We start from the raw sequence: 21,977 nt of genomic DNA on the forward strand, positions 1-21,977 counted from the left end.
CATGTCCGATCTATTGAACGCAGTGGAATATAGATTTTCATTTCACAAAAAGAGTTCTTACAAAGGTAAATCGTTATTTAATATAGAATCCTCTGGAACATTCACTTTGGAAAAGGTGGATGCTGATACAGCAGAATCCAATTTTACCTTTACCAATCTTAGTTATAAGAGTAGCAACACGAACGATCCTTTATTGTTCAGTCCCATTGAGTGGAAATATTCACGGGATTTAGGGATTGCTGCAATTATAAATAAAAAGAATTTTAAACCCAAGTGGAACCGTTTTAGGGATAAACATCGCAATCCATCAAACAGGGTTCTATTGATGGTCATTGAGAAATTATATTTCAATTCACCATTGGGTATGGAACATGACACCTTTTCGAATGGCGTTTATTTACCTTTTTTTATAGATTCCGATGGAACTTATGAAGTTGGAAAGTATTACAAAGGGCTGGATTACCTTGCTATGCCGTTGAATCTGCCATTGGAAACTATTTTTGAATGTAAGGAGTATAACGAAAAAGAAACTCATCTTGAGGGCTGGCTAACTTTAAAGGAACAGGATCTGGATTCATTACTTATGGATCAAGGGTTTAGGGCGAAAGCAAAAGATTATCATATTTCCCGTGATTTTGCAGTTGATTCAGAAATTATTGTTCTGATAGATTCTTATGCTAATATCATCAAGAAGATCATATTTAAATTATCCATAAAGGGTGAGCAGGATCTTTTGGAAGAGATAAACTATACCGTAATTTCTGATTTTGATAGCTACAAAGATGGAATACATAAAATCCATGAGGGTATGAAATTTACTTTGGAACAGTGGGAAGAATACGAACGTGAACGTAAAAAGCCGGGGCGCAACTTCAATTTATTATATGGTGAACAGTAGTATAAATGGGAAATACCATGTTACGTTTCAAGGACTTGAGAAAAGAGCTGAAACGACTATTGATTTTAATATAATGAATGATAACACTACTTTTAGATACAATGGATTTTAAAAGAAATACCCATTTACAAAGAATATAAAAAACATTAAAATATATCTGCGAAGCTAACTGGGATACTATGTATCCCACAAATAGCCCGCAGCGGTGGTCGAAGCGGGGATAGTGAAGAGGGAGACAGCCGTTGCAGCCGATTTTCGCGCCAAAAGCCAAAGGCTTTTGGCCGCCGGCAGTTTTTTCAACTGCCGACGGTGATGGGCTGTGATCTAAAATTTTTAAGGTTGAGAAAAAATCCTCTATTTTCCGTCATACCGTCTTTTAGCAGGTTCCATAAAAGACAGGCTCCTAACTGTGCAATTGTGCTATTAATAAAAAGATCCTGTTTTGAAAGCGATTCTGCAAGTGAACAACTTGGCGTGTCATCTTTTTGCTCCGAATTTTGCATAGCTGTACCAAATTCCTCAATAATAGACGGTAACTTTTCAAATGTTTTAAATTTTTTGGAGGCTGGTTGGTCTATCTTTCCAATAGTCGAAAGTATTCCCTGCCCTGCAAATTTTGTGTTGCCCATATCGAGCCAATACTTTCCTTTGTCTCTATGGAATCTATCTTGTTCATTGAGTTTGTGAATTATTTCAGAGATTTCTATTCTTGAAGCTACCGTATCTGTACAGGATACATAAATAGAAGCCCCTGCACCATTTGGTATTCTACCATCAGCTTCACGCTGAAATTTTCTTGTTTCAGCTTTCCAATTTACCCCTGCCCAACGGTTAAGCCTATTTACGATTGCCTGAGATTTATAAAGATTTCTTTCTGAATCAGCAAACCGTTGCCGTCCAATATTGGAAGAGGTAATAATATCATCGTCCCATAGGTGTACGTCCAATCCTGGGTGGTCAAGTTCCAGTAAACTATGATTGATTTCCATAAGCGCAGTCATAAATTTAGAGCCTGTTCCGCCTGCACCAATTACATTTATACGGATGGGATTTGTTGGACTTAACAGATAATTGTCCAAGAAGTGGATATTTTTCTTTGGCGTTCTCATAATAAAATATCTTTAAGTTTTTTAGATGTCTTCACCAGCATTTCAGTGGGAAATAATTTACCGTTGTCAATCAAGTTTTCCCAAAGCATTACACAATTTCCGTTAACAGGATTATGGTCGTACATGAGGTGGGAGAAGTAACTATTGAAAAAGTAGTTTTCCCATAATTTCATCAGTTGGTCAACAGAACCAGTTTCTGTTGTGGAAATATCGACTGTACCCATGCAAACGGAGCCATCCACGTAGACATTAAAGTATGGAGCATTGTATAGCGGAGTATTTATTGTTGGTTTCCTCGATGTAGAAAGTGCGAAAACTTTCAGTTTTTCCCTATCCGCAACCCAAACCATTGGCGGGGTATGCGCTTTTCCCGACTTTATTCCAAGATGGTTATTAAAGAACAGTTCCCGAAACTGTGCCCTTGTGTGCCATACAATGGTTGCCGATTTAGCATCGAAAGACAGCAGATTGCTATTTACGATACCGTCCGATTTTAGCAGGTTAAGATTTTCTTCATCCACCTGCAATGCTTTGGCGAGCCTTTTGCCCTCATTCACGGTAAGGGGATGCGGATTGACTGGTATACCGTTTTCCATGTCGAAACATTCGACATAAGTTTCATTATAACCTCTATTACCCCTATAAAATACCAATGCAGAAATCGGGTCAAAATAAGTTCCAAAGCTGTTTGTAATATCTTCCATGAGTTCTATTTTTTAATAATTATGCTCCTGCCACAATCGAATGAGATTGTCAATCGTATCGAAAACCTTTGTTTCAAAATCAAAATCATTGTTTTCGATCTTTCTTCTATCAAAAGGTATAAAGCGTGTAGGCTCGTCTATCTCAGAATATTCCTGCAGTTCACAGTTTACAAACTGGCAGAGGATGTCAAAAAGCCTTCCTTTAATGGACGAACAAAAAGAAACGTAGTTGTCTAGTGTGACAGGACGGTCTGATTCATCAGCTATTTCCCTGTAACGAATAGGGAAAAATTTCCGATCTATGCGCACATTCGGATAAGAACTAAAAAGCTCGTAAAATGATGTAGCGATCAAAAGAACGTCTTTTTCAAAATCATTTTTTGGTTTAAAGCCGTGTAGTAGCTTTTTAAAAGATGTTAGATTTTTTGGGTCTGTTATCAATTCTTTTATATAATCTCCCAAAATGACAGCATCATTGAACTCGGTTAATCCTTCTTCATCGTCCAAATCTGCATCTTCGTCTTCCAAGTATGAATTTTCTAGCATTTCATACATGGAGTTCAGATAACAATCTTCATTTCTATAATAAGGTACACCAAGTACCTGATAGATATAGGCATACACGGATACCAATAGTTTACTGACTTTTGCTGTTTTTCTATTGTGCAGGATTGTGTAAAGTGGAATTATCGGTATATAGTACAGTGTACACCCTGTGTCGTATCGGTCTTCTTTGGCGAAAAACGTACTTTTTCCATCGTTGACCAATCTGACTTCTTTCCAGTCGTACATACTAAGTTTAAGCTGTGTTTGCAGATGTACCAAAGATTCCGAAATATTGTAAGGGTATGGCATACCTCTACAATCCAGTTTAGTGATATTCAGTTTTTTTGAGATATTTGAGAGGGATTTAAAAAATTCCCTCTCAAATTTTGAACTATCTTCATTTTCACCAATATCAGGTTCCTGCAATCTTGGATAGAATTGCATCGCTAAAAAGGCATTGGCAACATCGTGTGTGGTACTGACTGCCGTTTGTCCTTTCTTAGTTCGCCCGCATCTTTGGGACGTTGCATCCATTTTGCGAACTCTCCCAACTGGCGGTGAAGTAGTGACTGGCTTACTGCTGTGGGTAGTTTTACGGTTTTTGGATATTTCTTTTGCATTGTTCATGGGTTTTGAATTTTTCATTAACCTTTAGTTCCTATAACTGTTTCAAAACGGTATTCTACGATGTCATCTACAATCGTAGGTCTTGAAATTTTCGCTGTGGTCAGGGCAGGGTAGTTGTTTGAATAGAAATTCAGTACTGCCTGCAGGTTCCACTTTGGTTCGGGATCATCTAGCCTGATTTCGTGTTCTTTTTCTTTGAGAATAAACACTCTTTGGAGTTCTGTTGCTACTAACATAATATTACTTTTTTAGGGGTTATATTCCTGCTGATCGACCTGTTCTGATTTTGGCTCGGAAGCTGACCAGAGATCGGGAACAAATTGCTTTTCGTACTCATCCTGTTTCTTTCTGATGTCTTCTTTACGCTCAGGATAATCGCCCACTTTTGGCAGTGCCGTCCATGCATCTTTGTATTTACCTGCTTTTGCAAGAGCATCGGCTTTTAGCATGGCTTCGCTATATTTTTTACCCTTTGCTTTATCCTTATCAGATTTCTGTTTTTCCATTGCAGAATTAGCCTGAGCCGTTTCCAGACCTTTAAGAAAATTCTGCATATTTGAAATCAGTACGTCCGCTGTCTTTATGGGTTTTTTGATATGCTCAAAGAATCCGTTGTCAAGTTCTTCGGGACTTCCTTTCAGATTAAGAGGGGGAATGATATTCTTCGCCTTATCTCCGCAACTGTCGTTCTCAATCAAGATAGATACGAGTATCCTGTTTTCGGTTGCCTTTGTAATGGATAGCGTAATTTTGCTGTTTATGTCCATCTGTGCAATCTGTCTGAAAAAATTAGCTGTTTCCATAATAATTCATTGCTTTGTCGCTTACGCATTGAGTAATATAGGATTCTGAAAAGCCCTGTTCCCGTAGGTAGTCTTCATAAGCTTTCATTTCCCTTTTAAATTCCGCTGTACCTTCCTCTCCTGTGAGAAAGAGTTTATGAGCGGTTCCGTTTTTCAGAGCCTTGTTAATATCCCTGTATAGTTCTTTTATATGTCTTCGCTGATCGGAAAGTTTTCGGACTTCCATTGCGAACATTTGGTAACGTGAAAGAATATCCAAGAAAATGAAAGCTTCCACGATGTTTTGATTTTTATAATTTTCGACAAACCTGTTATAGAGCCAGTCTGCGAACTTATATTTTGCCAGTATATCCATTTTTAAATCTTTATGAGTTTGTTACTTAAGTTTTTATCATAGTTCATGCGATAGCCATTGTCATGAATTACTTTTTCAAGGCATTGCCTTACTATGTGCAGTTGTTTCCAGTCTTCTTCCCGAATATTCAGAACGTAAAGCTGTCCGAATTTCAGCACCATTTCAGCAATGGTGTTAAGTGCGTTCAGTTCAGTATCAATTTGATTCTTCATTATCTTGGTTATTTAAGTTTTCAACGTAGCTTGTATAGCGATACGTTATATCTTTACCTTTTCTAAACTTTTCAGTGGTGTAGTTAAAATGTTCTTCATACATGGTGACTACTTTGGTTTTCAGGTCGATATAATATCGGTACATGGCGTTTGCACGTTTTTCATCCATTGTACAGTGCTTTTTGAGAAAGTCCATTTCCATGATGGAGTTATTGAAGTTGAGAAGAGGGGTGAATACTTCTTCTACGATATAGCCCTGTTCAGGCGCACTCGTACTGTCGGCAACGCAGACAATCTGCTGTCCGTTTGATAAGGTGATATATAAATTAGATCGTGTCATTTTTTTAATTTTTAGAGGTTAAAATTTCCTGTATCAGTTTGAGGTCGAAATCGGCAGTTCTGAATTTGACATCTTCAAATGCTTCGTAATTTGCCATTCCATCGGGATGTACTATGAGGGCATCGCTTTTTATGCAGTCAAAGTGCCTGCATAACTGTTCTATTTCCTCTGCTCTGGCATCCAAAAAAGCGATTTCTTTTTCACCGAGCCACTGCTCGTAGAATGGTACTTTTGCAGTCCTGCACAGCAGGAAAGAAATACCGTGTTCTTTACGTGCGATATATCCCGAATAGGAAGTTACATTGAGGATTTCGAGCAGGTCGGTTGTTTCGAGCGACTTTTTGAGCCAGTCCCCCCAAAGGGGGATAATGGCTACCTCATAGTTATTGCGACCCACTTCGCTAAATGCCTTGATTATCATGACATCAGTCATTTTATCTGATTTTTTCATGACTAAAGATTTAAGTTTGGGGCTACAATTTTCCTACTGCCGAACAACATATAAATGGCGTATTTAAACTCTTGGCTACACCCTTCCTGCTCGGTATAGTATATAGTTGCATTAATGGCAAAAAGCGCATCGTAACCATCAAAAAGCTGATCTCTGAACGTTTTTTTATTTCTGTACAGTCTTGTACCGTTTCTAATGTATCTGCGATTAAAATTGGTTATGAATTCATACCATAGATTGACGTCTATATTTTTTTCTGTCCAATTTTCTTCAATCTCAGGTCTATGTCTATCCCATAGTTCTGCTTCCTTTCTGATGAATTCGGTCAGTGCTTTGAGTTCTTCGGGAAACAGTCTTGCGAGCAGATAGGCTCTATCAAGGTTGTTCATGTGATGTAAGGTTTTCATATCTTTTTAATTTTAGGGTTGGTTCTTTCTAAAATCAATGGTTACGACCTTATCGTCACCGAAATAGAGTTCTATTGCCAGTCTCAGCATTGTGGGGGTCAGTTGTGAACCTGCAAATCTTATCAGGCAGTGAATACCAAAAACGCTGTTGTCCTGATAGAATAATTGATCTGCAAAAATTCGTGGATTGCGGTACATCAGAACGCCAAATTTTTCGATTATCTGCTCAGCATTTTGCACAAGGCTATACCAATAATCGGCTGTGACAATGCAGTTTGATGACCAAGCTTTTCTAATATCCTCCTCTTTCTCCCGTAAGTGAGCTATTTCGGTTTTAATAAAGTCGGTCAACGTTCCGAGCTGATCCGGAAAGAGCCTTGCAACGGCAAATGCCCTTTCGGTATTGTTCATTTCTTGTAATGATTTCATGATATTTTGATTTTTATAAGGTGGCAGTTCTCTACAAGCCTGCCACCTTTTGTATTTAGCTTAATTCAATTGGAAAATATCGGTTCCTATCTTCTCGAATGATGTGCATAGCTCAAATGCTTTTTGTGATTTAAGCTGTGCAGTACCTCCAAGTACAATGCTCTGTAACTTCGCTTCGTTATCCTTGTAGTTTCGCACGTTCTGAAAGTAGCCAGTGACGGCATTATAAGCCCCGAAGAGTGTGCCTTTGGTTGTTTCCAGTTGCTGTGTGTCGTTCATCATGGCGTATGCAAAGGCATCGTCAACTGTGTTTTTGAACATGGTCGAAAGTTCATCCTCAGCACCTTTTTTAAGTAGGTTATAAGCTTCTGTATTTGGGCATAAGGCAAGTTGTATGAGCTTTTTAACTTCGCTGTCCTTGATTTTTATGGTTGCCCAGTGGTTAAAAATTCCGTCCATCTGTGTTGTCATGTTGTTTGCCAGTCCCATTACTTTGTGCGCATCGCTCAGACGCTGTTTTGCTCCTGCGGTGTGCTTTATACGTACCACATTGCTCATATTGCGGAGTGATGCGTTCAGGGTGTTTTGGCATACGATTCGGATAGGGGTAAAGGCTGCAGTTATGCTTCCGCTTCCGTCATGGCTTGTGGTCAGAAATATGTATTTTTCAATCACATCATCAGAATTGCCAATACGGATATAGTTTGGGAGTTTGGCGGTAATAAATATGCGTTCTCCCTGACCCAATGCCCCTGCGGTTTCGTATAGAATACCGCTTCCACCACCTACAATAGAATCAAAAAATGTAAAAGCGTCTTTATTTTGTACGATGTGGTAATCTTTGCCCACCACTCCAAGCACGGTATTGTTATCCGTACGGATATTAGCGAAATAGTTAGGTACTTCGATTTCAGTGTCCTCGATTACTATACCGTCCGAAATTTCCACTATGCCCGAACCTTTGGTAAACAAAGGGCTTTTTTGTACTTCATAATCAAGACCTGCGTGTCTGATTGCTTCGGCACTTGTCGGGTAGTCCTGCACGATCTGTCCGAGCCCGTGCCATGCCTTTTCCTTTACGCTGAAAAATGAATATCTACCAGTTCTGTTATTGTAATTTAAATTATGTCCCATGATTTCTATTTTTTAAATGGGTTAAATGTTTTGGATTTTGTACTGTCCTGCCTAGAATGGGAGGTCGTCATTTTCGTCCTCTTTTGCAGTACTGTTAGTTTCTTGAGCTTTAGTAGCCTGTACAGCATCATCTTTTGAAGCCGTTCCCCAATATGGTTTAATATAGGAGGTGTTGAAGTTCAGTCCCGCATTGAGCGTTCCGTCTTTTCCCTGCCACGCTCTTGCGCTGATCTGTCCTGTCAATTCTACGCACAGCCCTTTTTTGAGCCACGGAGCTACTTTCGCTGTGCGCCAGTAGGCGCACTGAATAAATGCGTCATTGTCTACCCACTGACCTTGTTTGTTTTTGTAGCCGTCAATTACTGCTACCATGAAGTTTACCACTTCTTTACCTTCTGTTGTTTTGCTGACTGTTGCGTTTGCTGTCAGCCTTCCGAAAATGTTCATAACTTTTGTTTTTAAGTTGTTTTACAATCTTGTTACGTTTGTTCCCTTTTCAGTCCTGCTGAGGCTTCGCCCCAAATCATTTTTTCAAAGAAAAAAAAGGAAAAAAAAGAAAGTCAATCCGGACATAGGGTAATTGCGGTAAGGCAAAAGGAAACGGAATAAAGGATGGGTGCGTGCGACGGCATGTGTTTATGCCGTAGTCTTTTGCGGGATGTGGGCTGGCTGCCCTATGTACTTTTGAATGTCTTTTTCGACTGATTTTCTTTTGTAAAAAATGATTCCCCCAATCTTATCTATCCGAAGATTTATGGGCCTGAAAACATTGTTATTTCATAGGGAATTGCGAGATGATTGTGGAAGAACAGCGAGGGCAGCTTGCAATTTGCTATGTATGGGGGGCAGAAAGCTCTTTTACGGATCGGGGAAAGCGGCGGAGTAAATGTGCTTTGCCTTTGAAGGGGAAAGAAGTTATCCTTTTAAAAGAGATCTGTATATGTAAGAAATATGACTATGAATGAGTGATTGAAACAGCATTCTTTGGCGAGGGAAAAGATAGATTGAAAAACATGGTTTTACCTTTCATATCTCGGGCCTGGTAAGTGTGATAAAGTGGATCTGTTTATAGAGTTTTTATCCTATAAAGTTGAACTAATATTCGCAATAAAATTTAATAGTCTGCGATTCATTTTTTAATGCCTATAAATTAATGCTATACCTTACGAGAATATTTTATCACTTACTGGTACACAAATAATTATTCATAACTTGTATGTAGAATTACATTAGAAATGAATAACATTAAGTAATTTAATTTAGGTGTTTACTTCGTGGAATTTAAATCTATCCAAACGGTCCTAATTATGAGAAAAATAATGTTTGACAATAGTCATCTGTATGCCGGTTCAATAGGGAAGATATTGTTTCCTATCTCTTCCCGTAGCGCATATCTTGAAATAGATATTGAATTTAGTGATGGAATAGTAGCAAAGGGTGATATGGAAGTTCTGAATGACAGGGAACTGATCCTAAATGTCCAAGGATATAGTACAGCTTCGGGAACAGAAATCGGGGAGAAAACCTGGCTACTTAAAAAATTGGAAGAAAACATATGGAAAGTGGAGAAAAAGTATTCGGAATATTAAGCATTTCCATTTATATGTTTTTTTGATAAGAGATTAATTTTAACTCTAAATGAGCTCTTCGTCCAATACGTCAGGTTCTGAAAATTTGATACGAAAAAATTTGTGGCTTGATATCTTAAATGCCACTGCTATATTTTCACATCTCATATACCTAAAGAATGACTGGAGCGATCTATGTCCGGTAATCTTCATGAGATCAAATGGTGATATACCAGAAAGATAACCATTTGTGGCAAAAGTCCTTCTTGCTGTATGGCTACTGATCAATGAAGAAAGCTGTACAATTTTTTCGGTTTTTCTTCCTCCCTCTGTTCTAAAAAAAGCAACCTCTCGGTCAATAGTTGATTTGGCGACAATCTTTTTTAGCGTTATATTATAATGTGATTCTGAGAAACCTTTTTGTAATGAATTTCCGTACTTTTCAATGATGGTCATAACAATTGTAGCCGCTGGAATGACAACAGGATAACACTTTTTCCCTGTGTGAACCTCAAAAAACACCTGTTCTTCAAGCGTGCGTTTACGGCAGTTGATATTTTGTAGAAACTTAAACATATCACCTACACGAAGCCCTAAAAAAGACTGGCAGATGAATATGTCCAGTACCTTTCGCTGGCCTTCAGGTAGTTTCATAACATACAATGCCTGTAATTCCTCGATACTCAAAGAAATTGCTGTTGTGATTTCACTGGGGTATTTCCCGACTTCTCCTTTGTAATCCATCAATTTTTCCACATGAAAACGTTTGATCCAGAACCTTAGCCCATCAAGTTTTCCTGAAATGGTATTTTTTGCTAAATTTTTATCCAATAAAAACTGATGGAAAGCATCAACAAAGTTTTTATCAACGTCCTTCATTTTGAGGGTCTCTGCTTTTATTGACACAAACGAACGAATAAGTTTTATGTTCTGTTTCATTGTACGAATTGTTGTATCACTGTAGAGGTCACCATCCTTCTTTTTTACTAAGCCAGCACCCATATCTGCTATTACTTTATCGCAGTGCTCTAAAAAGCATTCTTCCATATTGATTTCCTTTATTTTACAGGATTTATCCTGTATAATTTTAAGTCACCGAATTTATCAGTTTTAAGATTGTTATGCAAAGCATATAAACTGATATTAATCAGCTTGTAATCAAAGTATTAATCATTGAAAATGGGACAATAAAATTTGGAGAGGATAAAAAGGTAGTCTGACTTATTAGGCAAACACTCTAGTAAAAGAAAAGCACCGAGAGAGAGTCCGGTGCTTCACTAAATTTTGATTACCTTCTAAGGAGGAAGATAACACTAAAATAAAATTTAATTCTGATATTCCTTCTGAAAAAGAAAAAATACAATAGCCTTTTCTCTGGTCTATTAAATTGAAGATGGAATTATTGATTTAAATGTTCAAGCCTGTAATTGTTTTTAATCGGCCTATTTAAAAAGGTACTGTGCAAAAACAGGAGCTGTTCATCTGTAAGGTTTATTCTACGTGATTTTAGGTTATGGACATTCTATTAAAACTTGCCATCCCAATGATAGGTATAATATCATTTTTTGATTGGGTAGCCATGCCACTGATACCTAGTGTTTTTGGCTTAAAAATTATAAGAATTGCCAAACATTTGATGTCATTATTTGTTTTAAATGTACTCGCTCCCATTAATACGATTAGTAACGTTTTGGCTGGGTATATTGCCCAGCCTCTTTTTTGATTTCACCTTCTAATAAATACAAATTATTGTCTCACTGTTATTTCATTCCTATAATATTGATATTTACCTACTTTGCAAAGTGACCGTACCACGTAGGGTAAATCAATGATTATTGCGCTATATATTTGTATAATTGATAAATTTACTTAGTATAAATATTCAAAGTTAATCGCTATGGCTGAGCCAGAAAATATAGAGGATCTGAAAATCGAATTACAACTACTAAAACATCGTGTGAAAGAGCTGACCGATTTTATCGAAAACGGGAGTATGCCCCTTCACTGGGTAAATGAACACGGTATTATTATTTGGGCCAACCAGGCTGAACTTGATCTTCTGGGATATCTCAAAGAAGAGTACGTAGGTTTTCCGATCGAGAATTTTCATGCGGATAGTGAGGTAATTTCGGACCTATTGGTTAAACTTTCCAATAATGAAACTATACAGGATTTTCCAGCCAGGCTACTGTCAAAAAATGGGGATATAAAGTACGTAAGAATCAGTTCAAATGTGCTTTTAGAAGATGGAAAATTTATCCATACACGATGTTTCACAAGAGATGTGACAGAATTGGTCAAAGAAGAAAAACGCAAGAATGAACTCCACCATCTACTTAAGGAAAGTGCAGAACGGTTACAGCTTGCGATTTCCGCATCTAATATGGGGATTTGGGAATTAGATTTGATGACCGGAAGTGTCCAGATCTCAGTTGAATTGCGAAAAATGTTGGAATTACCTCTGGATCTTGATATTGGATGCCTGCTTTCAGATTATATTTACCATGAAGATAAAGAAAAAGTGGAATCCTATATTTCCGATTTGAAATATAAGGATAAGGGTGAGTTTGATTTTATTTTTAGATTTTTAAAATCCAAAAATTTTCCTGTCTGGATCAGAGTTCAGGGAATTATACAGAAACAGGTAATAGAAGGTTTACATAGGGTAGTTGGGTGCGTCCTTGATATCACCGATCTAAAGAATTCAGAGGAATACCATTCAAAACTTGTAGCGATTGTCAACTCTTCTTTTGATGCCATAATAAGTAAAACATTGAATGGAGTAGTCAGTACCTGGAACAGTTCTGCTGAAACGATATTCGGTTACAGTGCAGATGAAATGATCGGTCAGCCGATTATCAAAATAATTCCGGAAGAACGCCTTGGGGAAGAAGATTATATATTGGAAAAACTCAGGGCTGGGGAATCTATAAATCATTTTGAAACCCAGAGGCTCACAAAATCAGGTAAACTTTTGGATGTATCCTTGACAATATCCCCAATAAAGAACGGAAATGGTGAAATAATGGGGATATCCAAAATTGCGAGAGACATTTCTGAAAAGAAACAGGAAGAAAGGCGGAAAAATGATTTTGTTTCAATGGTAAGCCATGAACTAAAAACACCGCTTACTTCGATATTATTAAGTTCGCAGGCCATGCAAAAAGGTTTTAAGAACAATAACCTGGAAATAGCAAAAAATCTTTCCGTTGGGATTGAAGGTCAGGCGAAACGGATGACCTCGATGATTCAGGATTTTCTGAACCTTGCAAAGATCGAAGAAGGCAAAATCCGCATGCGCTTTGAATATTTTCAACTTTTAGGTCTAATGGACGAGATTGTAGAGCAGGCTAAATTTCTTAGCAGAAAGCATATCATTCAGATTCAATGTGATTCCTCCCATGAAGTTCTCGCCGACCGTGATAAAATTGGTCAGGTATTAATAAATCTTTTGACCAATGCTATAAAATATTCTCCTGAAGGTGGAACTATTGTATTAGGTTGCGAGAAGCTCCATAACGGTTCATTAAGGATCTATGTCAGTGACGAAGGGGTCGGAATAAGTAAAACGGACCAGAAAGAACTTTTCAAAAGGTTTTTTAGGGTTGAAAGGAAGGAATTAGCCAATATTTCAGGATTCGGTATCGGTCTGTATATTGTAGCGGAGATATTGCATTATCATAATTCCGTTATAAGTGTGGAAAGTGAGGAAGGTGCAGGTTCTACATTTCAGTTTGTACTGGAAAATAGGAACTAAATGAAAATTAAAAGGTGTTTTTCAATTTCTTTCAATTACTCTTTTTTGCTAGGTTATCATAAGTTTTGAAATAGGAAAATGTAGGATAGTTATTACCTCAAAAGTCCAATGAAAAACAAGTTAAAGACATCCGGTATACCTTCGATGGTATAACAGTAAAATCTTTAAAATTTGTAGGGCTATGGGAAAATTTACATCTGCAAAAAAGAAAAAATCAATCAATGCAGAGATGTTAAAACATTCTACATTCATTGAGTTGGAAGAAATACCTTTTGAACAATTTTTAGAAACCGTTCGTAGCACCGGCCGGGTTGTTAGCGAAGAGGAAGCAAAGGAAATGCTTGAGATTTTATATACTTTAGCAAGAATTACAATAAAACAGTTCTTCTCCCCCGATTAATCTATTTTTTGTAGCTTTGTATAATTGTGACTGATGATTGAACAATTTGATATCCAGTGAATTGTTGCATCAGCTTAACCAAGTATAATTTTCAAAAATTTTTTCTGATGAGAAAGACTTCAATTTTAATGAGGGCTAATATTCGTATTAGATTTCCTACCAATTGGGATTTACAAATCTCTGTTTTCAATTCAAAAATTTTAAACTTAATATATGCTTATGAAGAAGAATTTTAGCAGTAAGATAGCGGATCTTTATATTCGTGTATCGACAGATGAACAGGCAGACAAAGGATATTCACAACGAGATCAGGCGGAGCGTTTGCAGGCATATTGTGCGAAATACGATATAGCCGTAGATAACGTTTTTTTCGAAGATCACTCTGCAAAAAACTTTGATCGTCCTGAATGGAGCAAATACCTGAAAAATCTTAAAAAAAGAAATAAAAGAGACAGGGAGCCTCGATTAGTTCTATTTACTAAGTGGGACAGGTTTAGTAGAAATGTCGGTGAGGCTTATCACATGATCAGTGTTCTCGAAGGTTTGGAGGTAGAGACACAAGCTATAGAGCAACCTTTAGATCTAAAAATTCCTGAAAATAAGATTGTGTTAGCTATATACCTTTCAACACCTGAAGTAGAAAATGATCGTAGGGCTTTAAATGTATTTTATGGGATGAGACGTGCGCGAAAGGAAGGGCGTATTATGGGTATTCCGCCTTATGGTTATATTAATAGGTGTACCGAAGACGGTGCGAAATACATAGGTGTCAGACATCCGGAAGCAGATAATATAGTGTGGGCATTTGAGGAAATCGCAAAAGGAGAATTACCTTCTGAGCATATTCGTTTGCTTATGAATAAAAGAGAAGGGAAGGATCTGACAAGAAATGCTTTTATGGTAGCTGTCAGAAATCCTGTGTACACTGGAAAGGTTTTCATCCCCGAATTTGAAAATGAGGAAGCCCATTTTGTTAAAGGAAAGCATCTACCTTTAATTACGGAGGAGCTTTTTGAAAAGGTGCAGATCGTTTTAGATGGTAAAGGTAGGAAAAGCAAATCTGAGCACGGAGAAAATCGGGTTTTGCAGAATGAGAATTTTCCATTGCGTGGCGTCTTGATTTGTCCACGTTGTGGTAAAACGTTGACAGCAAGTACATCGCAAGGCAATACGAAGCGTTACAACTATTATCATTGTAATTCAAAATGTGGTTTCCGCCATAACTCTGATATAGTCAATAATAAGTTTGTTGAAACTCTTCGAGAGTTTGAAATTCTTCCCGAGTACAGAGACACGTTAAAGATAGTTGTTTTAAAAAATTACAAAAAGCATTGTGGTAATGTTGATGATGAGAGAAAAGCTGTTGTTGAGGAAATGGAGAATGTTAATCAAAAACTTAGTAAAGCCAGAAATTTATTTTTATCAGATCGATTAGACGAGGATGATTATAATGAAGTAAAGGTCGAATGTAAAAAAAGAAGCGATGAACTTGATGAGAGTTTGAAAAGTTTAACAAAGGCTAGCAAGGATCAAGATGTGCCTGGTAAACTTTCATTAGCTATCGAAAGTATCGCTAATATAGCACAGAGGTACAATGATTCATGTGTGGAAGATAAAAGAAAGATCGCCAGTTCACTTTACTACCATAAATTAGAGTTTGACGGCAAGAACTTTCGAACCCCAAAATCAAATGCATTTTTGAATCTAATTAGACTGAGTAAGAGGGGGTTAGGTGATAAAAAAAATCGTCATCAAAGCTGTAAAAACTCTGATGACGATGAAGTGAGCGCGAAAGGATTCGAACCTTTGACCGTCTGCTTAGAAGGCAGATGCTCTATCCAGCTGAGCTACGCACCCTTAGAAGTTGATTCTCGCTTAGTAATAAGCACATTAAAAAAAGTCGGGGCGGCAGGATTCGAACCTGCGACCTCCTGGTCCCAAACCAGGCGCGATGACCGGACTACGCTACGCCCCGAATATATAAGAGAGCGGAGGGTAAGGGATTCGAACCCTTGCGACACTTTCGCGTCGACAGTTTAGCAAACTGCTCCGTTAACCACTCCGGCAACCCTCCTTTTTGTTTATTTTTTAATGATCGTTGTTCCGTTATTGCGAGTGCAAATATAGAACAGATTTCTTTATTTACCAAATAAAATTCAAGAAATTTTTGTGTATTTTTGAGGTAATAATTTGATAAAAAACCAAACGGATGCGTAAGACATTATATATCATCGGATTAAGTATTTTAGTTTTTTCATGTACTTCTCAGAAAAATGTAAAAAAAAATAAGTACCAGCCGAAAACCCCCGTGGCACAGCCAAAACCAGTGGTAAAAACTCAGGCTCCGGAAGTTTCAAAACCAAAAGTGGTAAGCGATCATGGAGTAGACTTTTTTACTACTAATATAGCAGACCCAACAAAAAATGATAATACGGCAAGTTATGGTTCTATTGTATCTGCAAAACCTGCAGGATATAAAGTGGTGAAAACATATTTTCCTGCTCTGGCACAGAACTTCAGACAGCGTTATTTGATTATGCATTATACAGTGCTTCCTGATGACAAGTCTATTACCGTTCTTACCCAACCGGGAGTAAGTGCTCATTATTTGGTAAACAATACAGGAGATAATGAAATCTATCAGTTGGTAGATGAAAATAAAAGAGCATACCATGCCGGGATAAGCTCATGGAAGGCAGATAAGAATCTTAATGATACCTCTATAGGTATTGAAATTGTAAACCCCGGTTTTACTACTGATGCTTCAGGTAAAAGAGTTTTCGCTCCCTTCAGTGACGCTCAGATAAGAAAAGTAGCTGCGTTGGCAAAAGATATTGTTACAAGATACCAGATTCCGGCAACTAACGTAATTGGACATGCGGATATTGCTCCTACAAGAAAACAGGACCCTGGCCCAATGTTCCCATGGAAAAGATTATATGATGAATACCAGATAGGGATGTGGTATGATGAGGCAATGAAGGCAAATTATCAGAGTCTTGCAGAGGAAGAGTTTGCTTTAAAATATAATGATTCTTCGTTTATCTTTTCTATTCAGGCTGCTTTGCAGAAATTCGGCTATGGAATAGATCCTAGTGGGACATGGGATGATGCTACTAAGAAAACAATTGAAGCCTTTCAGTATCATTTCCGTCCTCAGAATTATGACGGAATTATGGATGCTGAAACATGGGCAATATTACAAGCTTTGAATGTAAAATATTCAGGAAAATAATTCAAATTAAAACGCATCGGATCGATGCGTTTTTGTTATCTTTAAACGATCAAAAACAGTAAAATATCTGTAATGGAAAATTTCAGAAAAGAAAGTGATCTATTAGGTGAACTGAATGTACCTTTAGATGCTTATTATGGAGTGCAGACACAAAGAGCAATCAACAATTTCAAAATTTCGGGACAGCTTTTGTCTTCTTATCCGGATTTTATCAAAGGGCTCGCCTTTGTAAAAAAAGCAGCTGCAAAAACCAATTATGAATTAGGTCTTCTTGATGAAAATCTATATTTCAGAATAGTAGAAGCATGTGATGAGATTGTAGCAGGAAAGTATCACGACCAGTTTCCGGTAGATATGATCCAGGGTGGTGCAGGAACTTCAATCAATATGAATGCCAATGAAGTAATTGCCAATATAGTATTGGAAAAATTAGGAAAAAATAAGGGAGAGTATGAATTCTGTTCCCCTAACGACCATATCAACCTTTCACAATCAACCAACGATGCTTATCCTACCGCCATCAAAATGGGACTGTTGCAGATGAATACCGGGTTGGTGGAAAGGCTGGAAAAAATTATAGCTGCCTTCCGTGCAAAAGGACAAGAATTTCAGGATGTTATTAAAATGGGACGTACACAGCTTCAGGATGCGGTTCCTATGACATTGGGGCAGGAATTTGAGGCGTATGCTGCTACTTTGGAAGAAGATATTTCTAAGCTGAACAATAATGCAAGCCTTTTTGTAGAAGTAAATATGGGAGCTACTGCTATCGGAACAGGATTAAATGCTCCGGTTGGATATGCAACCCTTTGTGCTAAAAATTTAGCCCAGATAACAGGATTCCCTATTGTTTCAGCGCCTGACCTGGTAGAAGCTACCCCTGATACAGGATCTTATGTAATCTATTCTTCAGCAATGAAACGCCTTGCAGTGAAATTGTCAAAGATCTGTAACGACCTAAGATTACTTTCATCAGGACCAAGAGCGGGGCTTTTTGAAATCAACCTTCCGCCAATGCAGCCGGGGTCATCTATTATGCCAGGGAAAGTAAATCCTGTTATCCCGGAAGTAGTAAACCAGGTGTGTTTTAAAGTAATCGGAAATGATTTAACAGTAACTTTTGCAGCCGAAGCAGGGCAATTACAGCTTAATGTAATGGAACCGGTGCTTTCTCATGCCATCATGGAAAATATCAATTTCCTTTGCAATGCATTAGATACCCTTCGTGATAAGTGTGTAGTAGGAATTACTGCCAACAAAGAAGTATGTCTGAATATGGTAAAACACAGCATCGGAATTGTAACGGCACTGAACCCTTATATTGGTTACAAACAATCTACACAGATTGCAAAAGAAGCTCTGGAAACCGGAAAAAGTGTTTATAACCTTGTTTTAGAGAAAGGAATTCTTTCACAGGAAAAACTGGACGAAATCCTTGATCCGAAAAACATGCTGAAGCCACACAACAAATAAAATAAAACAGTAAGTGATAAATGGTGTTTTCATCATTTATCACTTATCTTCATCACTTATAAAATACTCCGTGAGGTTTTTAATTATTATTCCTGCCCACAATGAAGAGCAGAACCTCTCATTTACTCTGGATTCTTTACAGCAGCAAAGTGGTAAGGATTTTAAAGTAGTGGTCGTTAATGATGGCTCTACAGACAGTACTCCTGATGTGATCAGGAAATATACAGAGACAGACTCCCGTTTTGAAACCATTAATCTCCAGAAATCAGAACACCAACCCGGTTCAAAAGTGGTTCATGCCTTTAAAAATGGCCTGCAGACACAATCTGTAGATGAGTTTGATATTATCTGTAAATTTGATGCTGATATCATTCTCCCCGAAAACTATCTGGAGACGGTAGAAAAAGCTTTTGTCAATAATCCAGGATATGGATTGGTAGGTGGCTTGCTGTATGTAGAGAAAGAAGGGAATTGGATATATGAGGGGAATTCCAATAAACACCATGTAAGAGGACCTATGAAAGCCTACAGGAAAGAATGTTTTGTTCAGATAGGAGGTTTAAGAGAAACATTAGGCTGGGATAATATCGATTCTATTTTATTGGAGCATCTTGGCTGGAAAGAAGTGGTCTTGCCTGAGCTTCATGTAAAACTAATCAAAGTAAAAGGAGCAGATTATACCATAAGGCCAGCCGATTATTACGGACGTTATTTCTATTTTTTAGGATTAAGCAGATTTCTGGCCTATATTGCAGCCTCAAAGGAAGCGATGAAAAGTAAGTCTCCATCATTTTTCTTTGATATTGTGAAGGCTTATGAAGGCTGTAAGTCTAAAAAGCTGGAGCTTAAAATCACACAAGAAGAACAAAGAGCAGTCAATGATCAGCGTTGGAGAATGCTGAAGAAAAAGTGGCTGAAAATGTGATAATAGATATAAATCAAAAAACAATAGATTTAGCCAAACCTGAAAATAATTCCAGTCAGTGAAAAAAATAGCTTACATAGAAATAGATACCCATGCAGAAATAGCACAGGCTTTCATGAATATTATGGAAGGGTCCCTACATTTCAGTGTAGATTATTATTTCTCTAAGCGGATCAAAGATCAGGTTGCTGAAACAGAATCAAACGTTTTTCTGTCTGACAGTTCTATGATTTTAGATCAGTTAAAAAGCAAAGAATATGATTTGGTGATTATTGGAACAGTTCATCGCTATTTTAATACATTTTTAGCGATAACAAAGAAATATAATACTACAATTATTACCCATAATCTCAATTTTACCAGAGCTTCAAAATTTGATTTAATAAAAAGTGTGTTCAAAGGTGATGTTATTTACAGATTAAAGCTGTGGTGGAAAGAAGGATTGCTGTATTCCGGTAAAGTGTATCAAAAATCAAAATCTCTGGTAGTGTTGGATGAGGCTTTGATTTCAGACAGATATCAGTTCCTGCCTCTTTTTTATACCAGAAATTTTGCCCGATCTGAGAATGAAAGTCTGATAATTGTTATTCCTGGCGGTGTTTCGCAGAAAAGGAGAGATTATAATCACATTTTTACGACCATTCAGAAAATACAATCAGACCGTAAATGTGAATTTATTTTTCTTGGAAAGGCAAAAAACAGGGAATTGAAGCAACTTGAAAAATTATCTTCAAACTTGCCGGAGAATATTTCTGTGACTTATTTTTCGGATAGAGTTTCTGCAGAAGACTTTGAAGTGTGGATGCGGAAAGCAGATGTGCTTTGGTGCCCTATTCAGCAGGAAACAGAATTTTTCAGCATAAAGGAAATATATGGGAAAACCAAGATGACAGGAAACCTTGGCGATTCCATTTCCTATGGAAAAATAGCTGTTTTTCCAAAGAATTACTCATCAGCACTAAAGTTTATTTTACCTGAAAAAGAAAATATCTTCCAACAGTTAAATGAAATTACCCAAACTTATTTCGATTTTCAAAAAAACTACAGCAGGGAAGAGGTTCAAAAATGTTTAGAACAGGTACTAAACGGCCTTATTGCCGGTTAAAAGCCTGTTGTCTTTATTTAAACTTAAAAATACTCTTGATAAACTTTGCATTCAGATAGTCTTCTATCGGGAAAATCTTTGTAAAATAATTTCCGACATAGATTAGTGCCAGTACTACAGCAGGTTTATAGATCAGGTTGATAAAGTTACTGTCAAAATTAGGTAAAACAATCGCTACAGTAATCGCTAAAGTACAGATGATAGAAATAAAGATCATCTCAATAGTTAATGGGGATACTTTGAAAACAATGTAGTTGAATAAAATCTTAACAACATTATAAATCGTAAGTGAAATAGCTGTGGATAAAGCAATTCCGATCAGTTTCAGGTCTGTGTTTTTGATGAAATAAAAATTCAGCCCAATTGTTAAACCGGCTAATAAAAGCATCACCAGAATGTTAAATCTGTAATATTTTGAAAGGGAGATGATGTTCCCATTGAATCCTGTGGCAAGGTCAATTAAAACGGCAGATCCCCAGATCCATACAACCGGTTCATATTCTCTGAGCATTACCCCGTTTTTAGGCATAAATTGAGTCAGATAAGGAAACCCTACCATAATACAGGAAAATAATACTGCCCCAAGGAAATATAAAGTTAATGAAGTTTTTTTGTGAAACTTATCCAGTCCTTCCATATCTCCGTCAGCAAGGTGCTTACTGATGATAGGTGCTGAAATATTGAATAACCCCAACTGAGGAATAGAGATCAGGGAAATGAGTGCATACAGCACAGAATAGATACCATTTTCTTCCATTCCCATGAATTCTCCGATCATAAAGCTGTTGATCGCCAGATAGTTTCCAAATGTTCCTAGGAAACCGAAAAAACTGTAGTTTAAAAATTCTTTCCAGAAATTATCCTTCTTGAAATAATCTGTGCTGATATCAAAATGGATTTTCTCAAGCTTATTGGTGTAATAAATATATCCGAAAAGCATCAGTGCAAATATTCCGAAGAAGAATGCTAACGCAATATTCTGAGATAGGGAAAAATAAAAAAAGAGGCAGAATGCTCCTAGATTGGCTATTTTCGGAAACAGGTTGTCAAAAATATTAGAAACAACAATTCTTTTATAATTAGAAGTGTATTTATTGAAAATTGCACAAAGGGATAAAACTAAAATAAGAGGTAAGATAATTCCTTTGATTTTCCAGGCTTCCGAACGGATGAATTTAGGATAGAAGTAGGGGAGAACAAAAAATACAACAGAAAATATAAGAAAGTTAATTAAGACAGTAACAAACGATAATGAAAGCATGTTCTGGTTTTTACCCTCTTTCTGTAAAGAATGAAAAAACTTTACATTGGCATAGGAAATTCCAAAAACAACAAAAGGAACAAGCATTTCTGCAGTCTGCATACTGTAGCGCAGTTTTCCATAAAATTCGAAGTCATTTGGAAAGATGAATATTGCAGAAACTGTGCCCAGCAAAAAACCTATATAACCGATAATGGAATATTTGAAGCCTTGTCTCGCTACTACGCTCATAAAGTTG

The 21,977-nt window shown here is 37.2% G+C and carries 23 protein-coding genes, 3 tRNA genes and 1 pseudogene; 9 read left to right on the forward strand and 18 right to left on the reverse strand.

The features are described 5' to 3' along the window. The first annotated feature begins 1 nt into the window (after position 1). A complete protein-coding gene (locus EG339_RS11470) occupies positions 2-898 on the forward strand; it encodes a hypothetical protein (protein ID WP_060868923.1) in 897 nt (298 codons plus the stop codon). Between the two features lie 296 nt (positions 899-1,194). On the opposite strand, the gene EG339_RS11475 is transcribed toward EG339_RS11470, so the two are convergent. From EG339_RS11475 to EG339_RS11535, 13 genes are read right to left on the reverse strand one after another with little or no spacing between them, the layout of a single operon-like run. Further along, the gene (locus EG339_RS11475) at positions 1,195-2,007 is read right to left on the reverse strand and encodes a PRTRC system ThiF family protein (RefSeq protein ID WP_060868922.1); all 813 of its coding nucleotides are present in this window, start codon (positions 2,005-2,007) and stop codon (positions 1,195-1,197) included. Continuing rightward, entirely contained in the window at positions 2,004-2,711 is a 708-nt protein-coding gene (locus EG339_RS11480; RefSeq protein WP_112376473.1) for a PRTRC system protein B, read from the reverse strand. The genes EG339_RS11475 and EG339_RS11480 overlap by 4 nt, the downstream gene beginning before the upstream one ends. Positions 2,712-2,723: 12 nt before the next feature. Next, positions 2,724-3,884, reverse strand: a complete 1,161-nt coding sequence (locus EG339_RS11485; protein ID WP_123870235.1) for a hypothetical protein — start codon at positions 3,882-3,884, stop codon at positions 2,724-2,726. Between the two features lie 17 nt (positions 3,885-3,901). Then, entirely contained in the window at positions 3,902-4,120 is a 219-nt protein-coding gene (locus EG339_RS11490) for a PRTRC system protein C (protein WP_060868919.1), read from the reverse strand. Between the two features lie 12 nt (positions 4,121-4,132). Continuing rightward, positions 4,133-4,687 (reverse strand): PRTRC system protein E, encoded by a 555-nt coding sequence (locus tag EG339_RS11495; protein ID WP_060868918.1) that lies wholly within the window; start codon positions 4,685-4,687, stop codon positions 4,133-4,135. Then, positions 4,674-5,042, reverse strand: coding sequence for a hypothetical protein (locus EG339_RS11500; protein WP_060868917.1), 369 nt, complete (start codon positions 5,040-5,042; stop codon positions 4,674-4,676). Before EG339_RS11500 ends, EG339_RS11495 begins: the two co-directional genes overlap by 14 nt. Before the next feature lie 2 nt (positions 5,043-5,044). Continuing rightward, complete coding sequence (locus EG339_RS11505) at positions 5,045-5,254, reverse strand: hypothetical protein (RefSeq protein ID WP_060868916.1); 210 nt, start codon at positions 5,252-5,254, stop codon at positions 5,045-5,047. Further along, positions 5,238-5,594, reverse strand: coding sequence for a hypothetical protein (locus EG339_RS11510; protein WP_060868915.1), 357 nt, complete (start codon positions 5,592-5,594; stop codon positions 5,238-5,240). Before EG339_RS11510 ends, EG339_RS11505 begins: the two co-directional genes overlap by 17 nt. A gap of 4 nt (positions 5,595-5,598) precedes the next feature. Continuing rightward, complete coding sequence (locus EG339_RS11515; protein WP_060868914.1) at positions 5,599-6,045, reverse strand: hypothetical protein; 447 nt, start codon at positions 6,043-6,045, stop codon at positions 5,599-5,601. Positions 6,046-6,047: 2 nt separating this feature from the next. Next, on the reverse strand, positions 6,048-6,452 hold the full coding sequence (locus EG339_RS11520) for a hypothetical protein (protein ID WP_060868913.1): 405 nt from the start codon (positions 6,450-6,452) through the stop codon (positions 6,048-6,050). A gap of 12 nt (positions 6,453-6,464) precedes the next feature. Further along, on the reverse strand, positions 6,465-6,881 hold the full coding sequence (locus tag EG339_RS11525; RefSeq protein ID WP_060868912.1) for a hypothetical protein: 417 nt from the start codon (positions 6,879-6,881) through the stop codon (positions 6,465-6,467). A gap of 60 nt (positions 6,882-6,941) precedes the next feature. Then, on the reverse strand, positions 6,942-8,015 hold the full coding sequence (locus EG339_RS11530; RefSeq protein ID WP_060868911.1) for a DUF932 domain-containing protein: 1,074 nt from the start codon (positions 8,013-8,015) through the stop codon (positions 6,942-6,944). Positions 8,016-8,066: 51 nt separating this feature from the next. Then, positions 8,067-8,462, reverse strand: a complete 396-nt coding sequence (locus EG339_RS11535) for a single-stranded DNA-binding protein (protein ID WP_060868910.1) — start codon at positions 8,460-8,462, stop codon at positions 8,067-8,069. 860 nt (positions 8,463-9,322) lie between these two features. On the opposite strand from EG339_RS11535, the gene EG339_RS11540 reads away from it, so the two are divergent. Then, the gene (locus EG339_RS11540; RefSeq protein WP_060868909.1) at positions 9,323-9,604 is read left to right on the forward strand and encodes a hypothetical protein; all 282 of its coding nucleotides are present in this window, start codon (positions 9,323-9,325) and stop codon (positions 9,602-9,604) included. Between the two features lie 45 nt (positions 9,605-9,649). Here EG339_RS11540 and EG339_RS11545 read toward each other — a convergent pair whose 3' ends face one another. After that, on the reverse strand, positions 9,650-10,630 hold the full coding sequence (locus EG339_RS11545; protein ID WP_123870236.1) for a phage integrase SAM-like domain-containing protein: 981 nt from the start codon (positions 10,628-10,630) through the stop codon (positions 9,650-9,652). 850 nt (positions 10,631-11,480) lie between these two features. On the opposite strand from EG339_RS11545, the gene EG339_RS11550 reads away from it, so the two are divergent. The 3 genes and pseudogenes from EG339_RS11550 to EG339_RS24765 all read left to right on the forward strand — a co-directional run. After that, positions 11,481-13,340, forward strand: a complete 1,860-nt coding sequence (locus tag EG339_RS11550; protein ID WP_060868906.1) for a PAS domain-containing sensor histidine kinase — start codon at positions 11,481-11,483, stop codon at positions 13,338-13,340. Between the two features lie 181 nt (positions 13,341-13,521). Then, complete coding sequence (locus EG339_RS11555) at positions 13,522-13,740, forward strand: hypothetical protein (RefSeq protein WP_078764597.1); 219 nt, start codon at positions 13,522-13,524, stop codon at positions 13,738-13,740. Positions 13,741-13,959: 219 nt separating this feature from the next. Next, positions 13,960-14,901: pseudogene (locus EG339_RS24765) on the forward strand (recombinase family protein); the annotation flags it as partial. Between the two features lie 622 nt (positions 14,902-15,523). On the opposite strand, the gene EG339_RS11570 reads toward EG339_RS24765, so the two are convergent. The 3 genes from EG339_RS11570 to EG339_RS11580 form a co-directional block, all read right to left on the reverse strand. Continuing rightward, positions 15,524-15,597: transfer RNA gene (locus EG339_RS11570), tRNA-Arg, on the reverse strand. 43 nt (positions 15,598-15,640) lie between these two features. Next, positions 15,641-15,715: transfer RNA gene (locus EG339_RS11575), tRNA-Pro, on the reverse strand. 14 nt (positions 15,716-15,729) lie between these two features. After that, positions 15,730-15,814 (reverse strand) — tRNA-Ser (locus tag EG339_RS11580). A gap of 135 nt (positions 15,815-15,949) precedes the next feature. On the opposite strand from EG339_RS11580, the gene EG339_RS11585 reads away from it, so the two are divergent. The 4 genes from EG339_RS11585 to EG339_RS11600 all read left to right on the forward strand — a co-directional run bounded on the left by EG339_RS11585 (position 15,950) and on the right by EG339_RS11600 (position 20,478). Further along, complete coding sequence (locus EG339_RS11585) at positions 15,950-16,975, forward strand: N-acetylmuramoyl-L-alanine amidase (RefSeq protein ID WP_123870237.1); 1,026 nt, start codon at positions 15,950-15,952, stop codon at positions 16,973-16,975. Positions 16,976-17,047: 72 nt separating this feature from the next. Then, entirely contained in the window at positions 17,048-18,448 is a 1,401-nt protein-coding gene (gene aspA, locus EG339_RS11590) for an aspartate ammonia-lyase (protein WP_123870238.1), read from the forward strand. A gap of 70 nt (positions 18,449-18,518) precedes the next feature. After that, positions 18,519-19,373, forward strand: coding sequence for a glycosyltransferase family 2 protein (locus EG339_RS11595; RefSeq protein ID WP_123870239.1), 855 nt, complete (start codon positions 18,519-18,521; stop codon positions 19,371-19,373). A gap of 58 nt (positions 19,374-19,431) precedes the next feature. Then, entirely contained in the window at positions 19,432-20,478 is a 1,047-nt protein-coding gene (locus EG339_RS11600) for a hypothetical protein (protein WP_123870240.1), read from the forward strand. 13 nt (positions 20,479-20,491) lie between these two features. Here the strand turns inward: EG339_RS11600 and EG339_RS11605 are convergent, their stop codons facing one another. After that, the gene (locus EG339_RS11605; RefSeq protein ID WP_123870241.1) at positions 20,492-21,970 is read right to left on the reverse strand and encodes a lipopolysaccharide biosynthesis protein; all 1,479 of its coding nucleotides are present in this window, start codon (positions 21,968-21,970) and stop codon (positions 20,492-20,494) included. Positions 21,971-21,977: the final 7 nt, after the last annotated feature.

The sequence above is a fragment of the Chryseobacterium bernardetii genome, assembly GCF_003815975.1.
Lineage (GTDB): Bacteria > Bacteroidota > Bacteroidia > Flavobacteriales > Weeksellaceae > Chryseobacterium > Chryseobacterium bernardetii.

Bases quoted from the DNA above. Each gene is read 5' to 3' on its own strand.
- EG339_RS11555 (WP_078764597.1), top strand. From the start codon at position 13,522: ATGGGAAAATTTACATCTGCAAAAAAGAAAAAATCAATCAATGCAGAG.
- EG339_RS11500 (WP_060868917.1), bottom strand. From the start codon at position 5,042: ATGGATATACTGGCAAAATATAAGTTCGCAGACTGGCTCTATAACAGG.
- EG339_RS11505 (WP_060868916.1), bottom strand. From the start codon at position 5,254: ATGAAGAATCAAATTGATACTGAACTGAACGCACTTAACACCATTGCT.
- EG339_RS11525 (WP_060868912.1), bottom strand. From the start codon at position 6,881: ATGAAATCATTACAAGAAATGAACAATACCGAAAGGGCATTTGCCGTT.
- EG339_RS11535 (WP_060868910.1), bottom strand. From the start codon at position 8,462: ATGAACATTTTCGGAAGGCTGACAGCAAACGCAACAGTCAGCAAAACA.
- EG339_RS11510 (WP_060868915.1), bottom strand. From the start codon at position 5,594: ATGACACGATCTAATTTATATATCACCTTATCAAACGGACAGCAGATT.
- EG339_RS11520 (WP_060868913.1), bottom strand. From the start codon at position 6,452: ATGAAAACCTTACATCACATGAACAACCTTGATAGAGCCTATCTGCTC.
- EG339_RS11545 (WP_123870236.1), bottom strand. From the start codon at position 10,630: ATGGAAGAATGCTTTTTAGAGCACTGCGATAAAGTAATAGCAGATATG.
- EG339_RS11550 (WP_060868906.1), top strand. From the start codon at position 11,481: ATGGCTGAGCCAGAAAATATAGAGGATCTGAAAATCGAATTACAACTA.
- EG339_RS11495 (WP_060868918.1), bottom strand. From the start codon at position 4,687: ATGGAAACAGCTAATTTTTTCAGACAGATTGCACAGATGGACATAAAC.
- EG339_RS11470 (WP_060868923.1), top strand. From the start codon at position 2: ATGTCCGATCTATTGAACGCAGTGGAATATAGATTTTCATTTCACAAA.
- EG339_RS11490 (WP_060868919.1), bottom strand. From the start codon at position 4,120: ATGTTAGTAGCAACAGAACTCCAAAGAGTGTTTATTCTCAAAGAAAAA.
- EG339_RS11585 (WP_123870237.1), top strand. From the start codon at position 15,950: ATGCGTAAGACATTATATATCATCGGATTAAGTATTTTAGTTTTTTCA.
- EG339_RS11605 (WP_123870241.1), bottom strand. From the start codon at position 21,970: ATGAGCGTAGTAGCGAGACAAGGCTTCAAATATTCCATTATCGGTTAT.
- EG339_RS11530 (WP_060868911.1), bottom strand. From the start codon at position 8,015: ATGGGACATAATTTAAATTACAATAACAGAACTGGTAGATATTCATTT.
- EG339_RS11485 (WP_123870235.1), bottom strand. From the start codon at position 3,884: ATGAACAATGCAAAAGAAATATCCAAAAACCGTAAAACTACCCACAGC.
- EG339_RS11475 (WP_060868922.1), bottom strand. From the start codon at position 2,007: ATGAGAACGCCAAAGAAAAATATCCACTTCTTGGACAATTATCTGTTA.
- EG339_RS11515 (WP_060868914.1), bottom strand. From the start codon at position 6,045: ATGAAAAAATCAGATAAAATGACTGATGTCATGATAATCAAGGCATTT.
- aspA (WP_123870238.1), top strand. From the start codon at position 17,048: ATGGAAAATTTCAGAAAAGAAAGTGATCTATTAGGTGAACTGAATGTA.
- EG339_RS11540 (WP_060868909.1), top strand. From the start codon at position 9,323: ATGAGAAAAATAATGTTTGACAATAGTCATCTGTATGCCGGTTCAATA.
- EG339_RS11480 (WP_112376473.1), bottom strand. From the start codon at position 2,711: ATGGAAGATATTACAAACAGCTTTGGAACTTATTTTGACCCGATTTCT.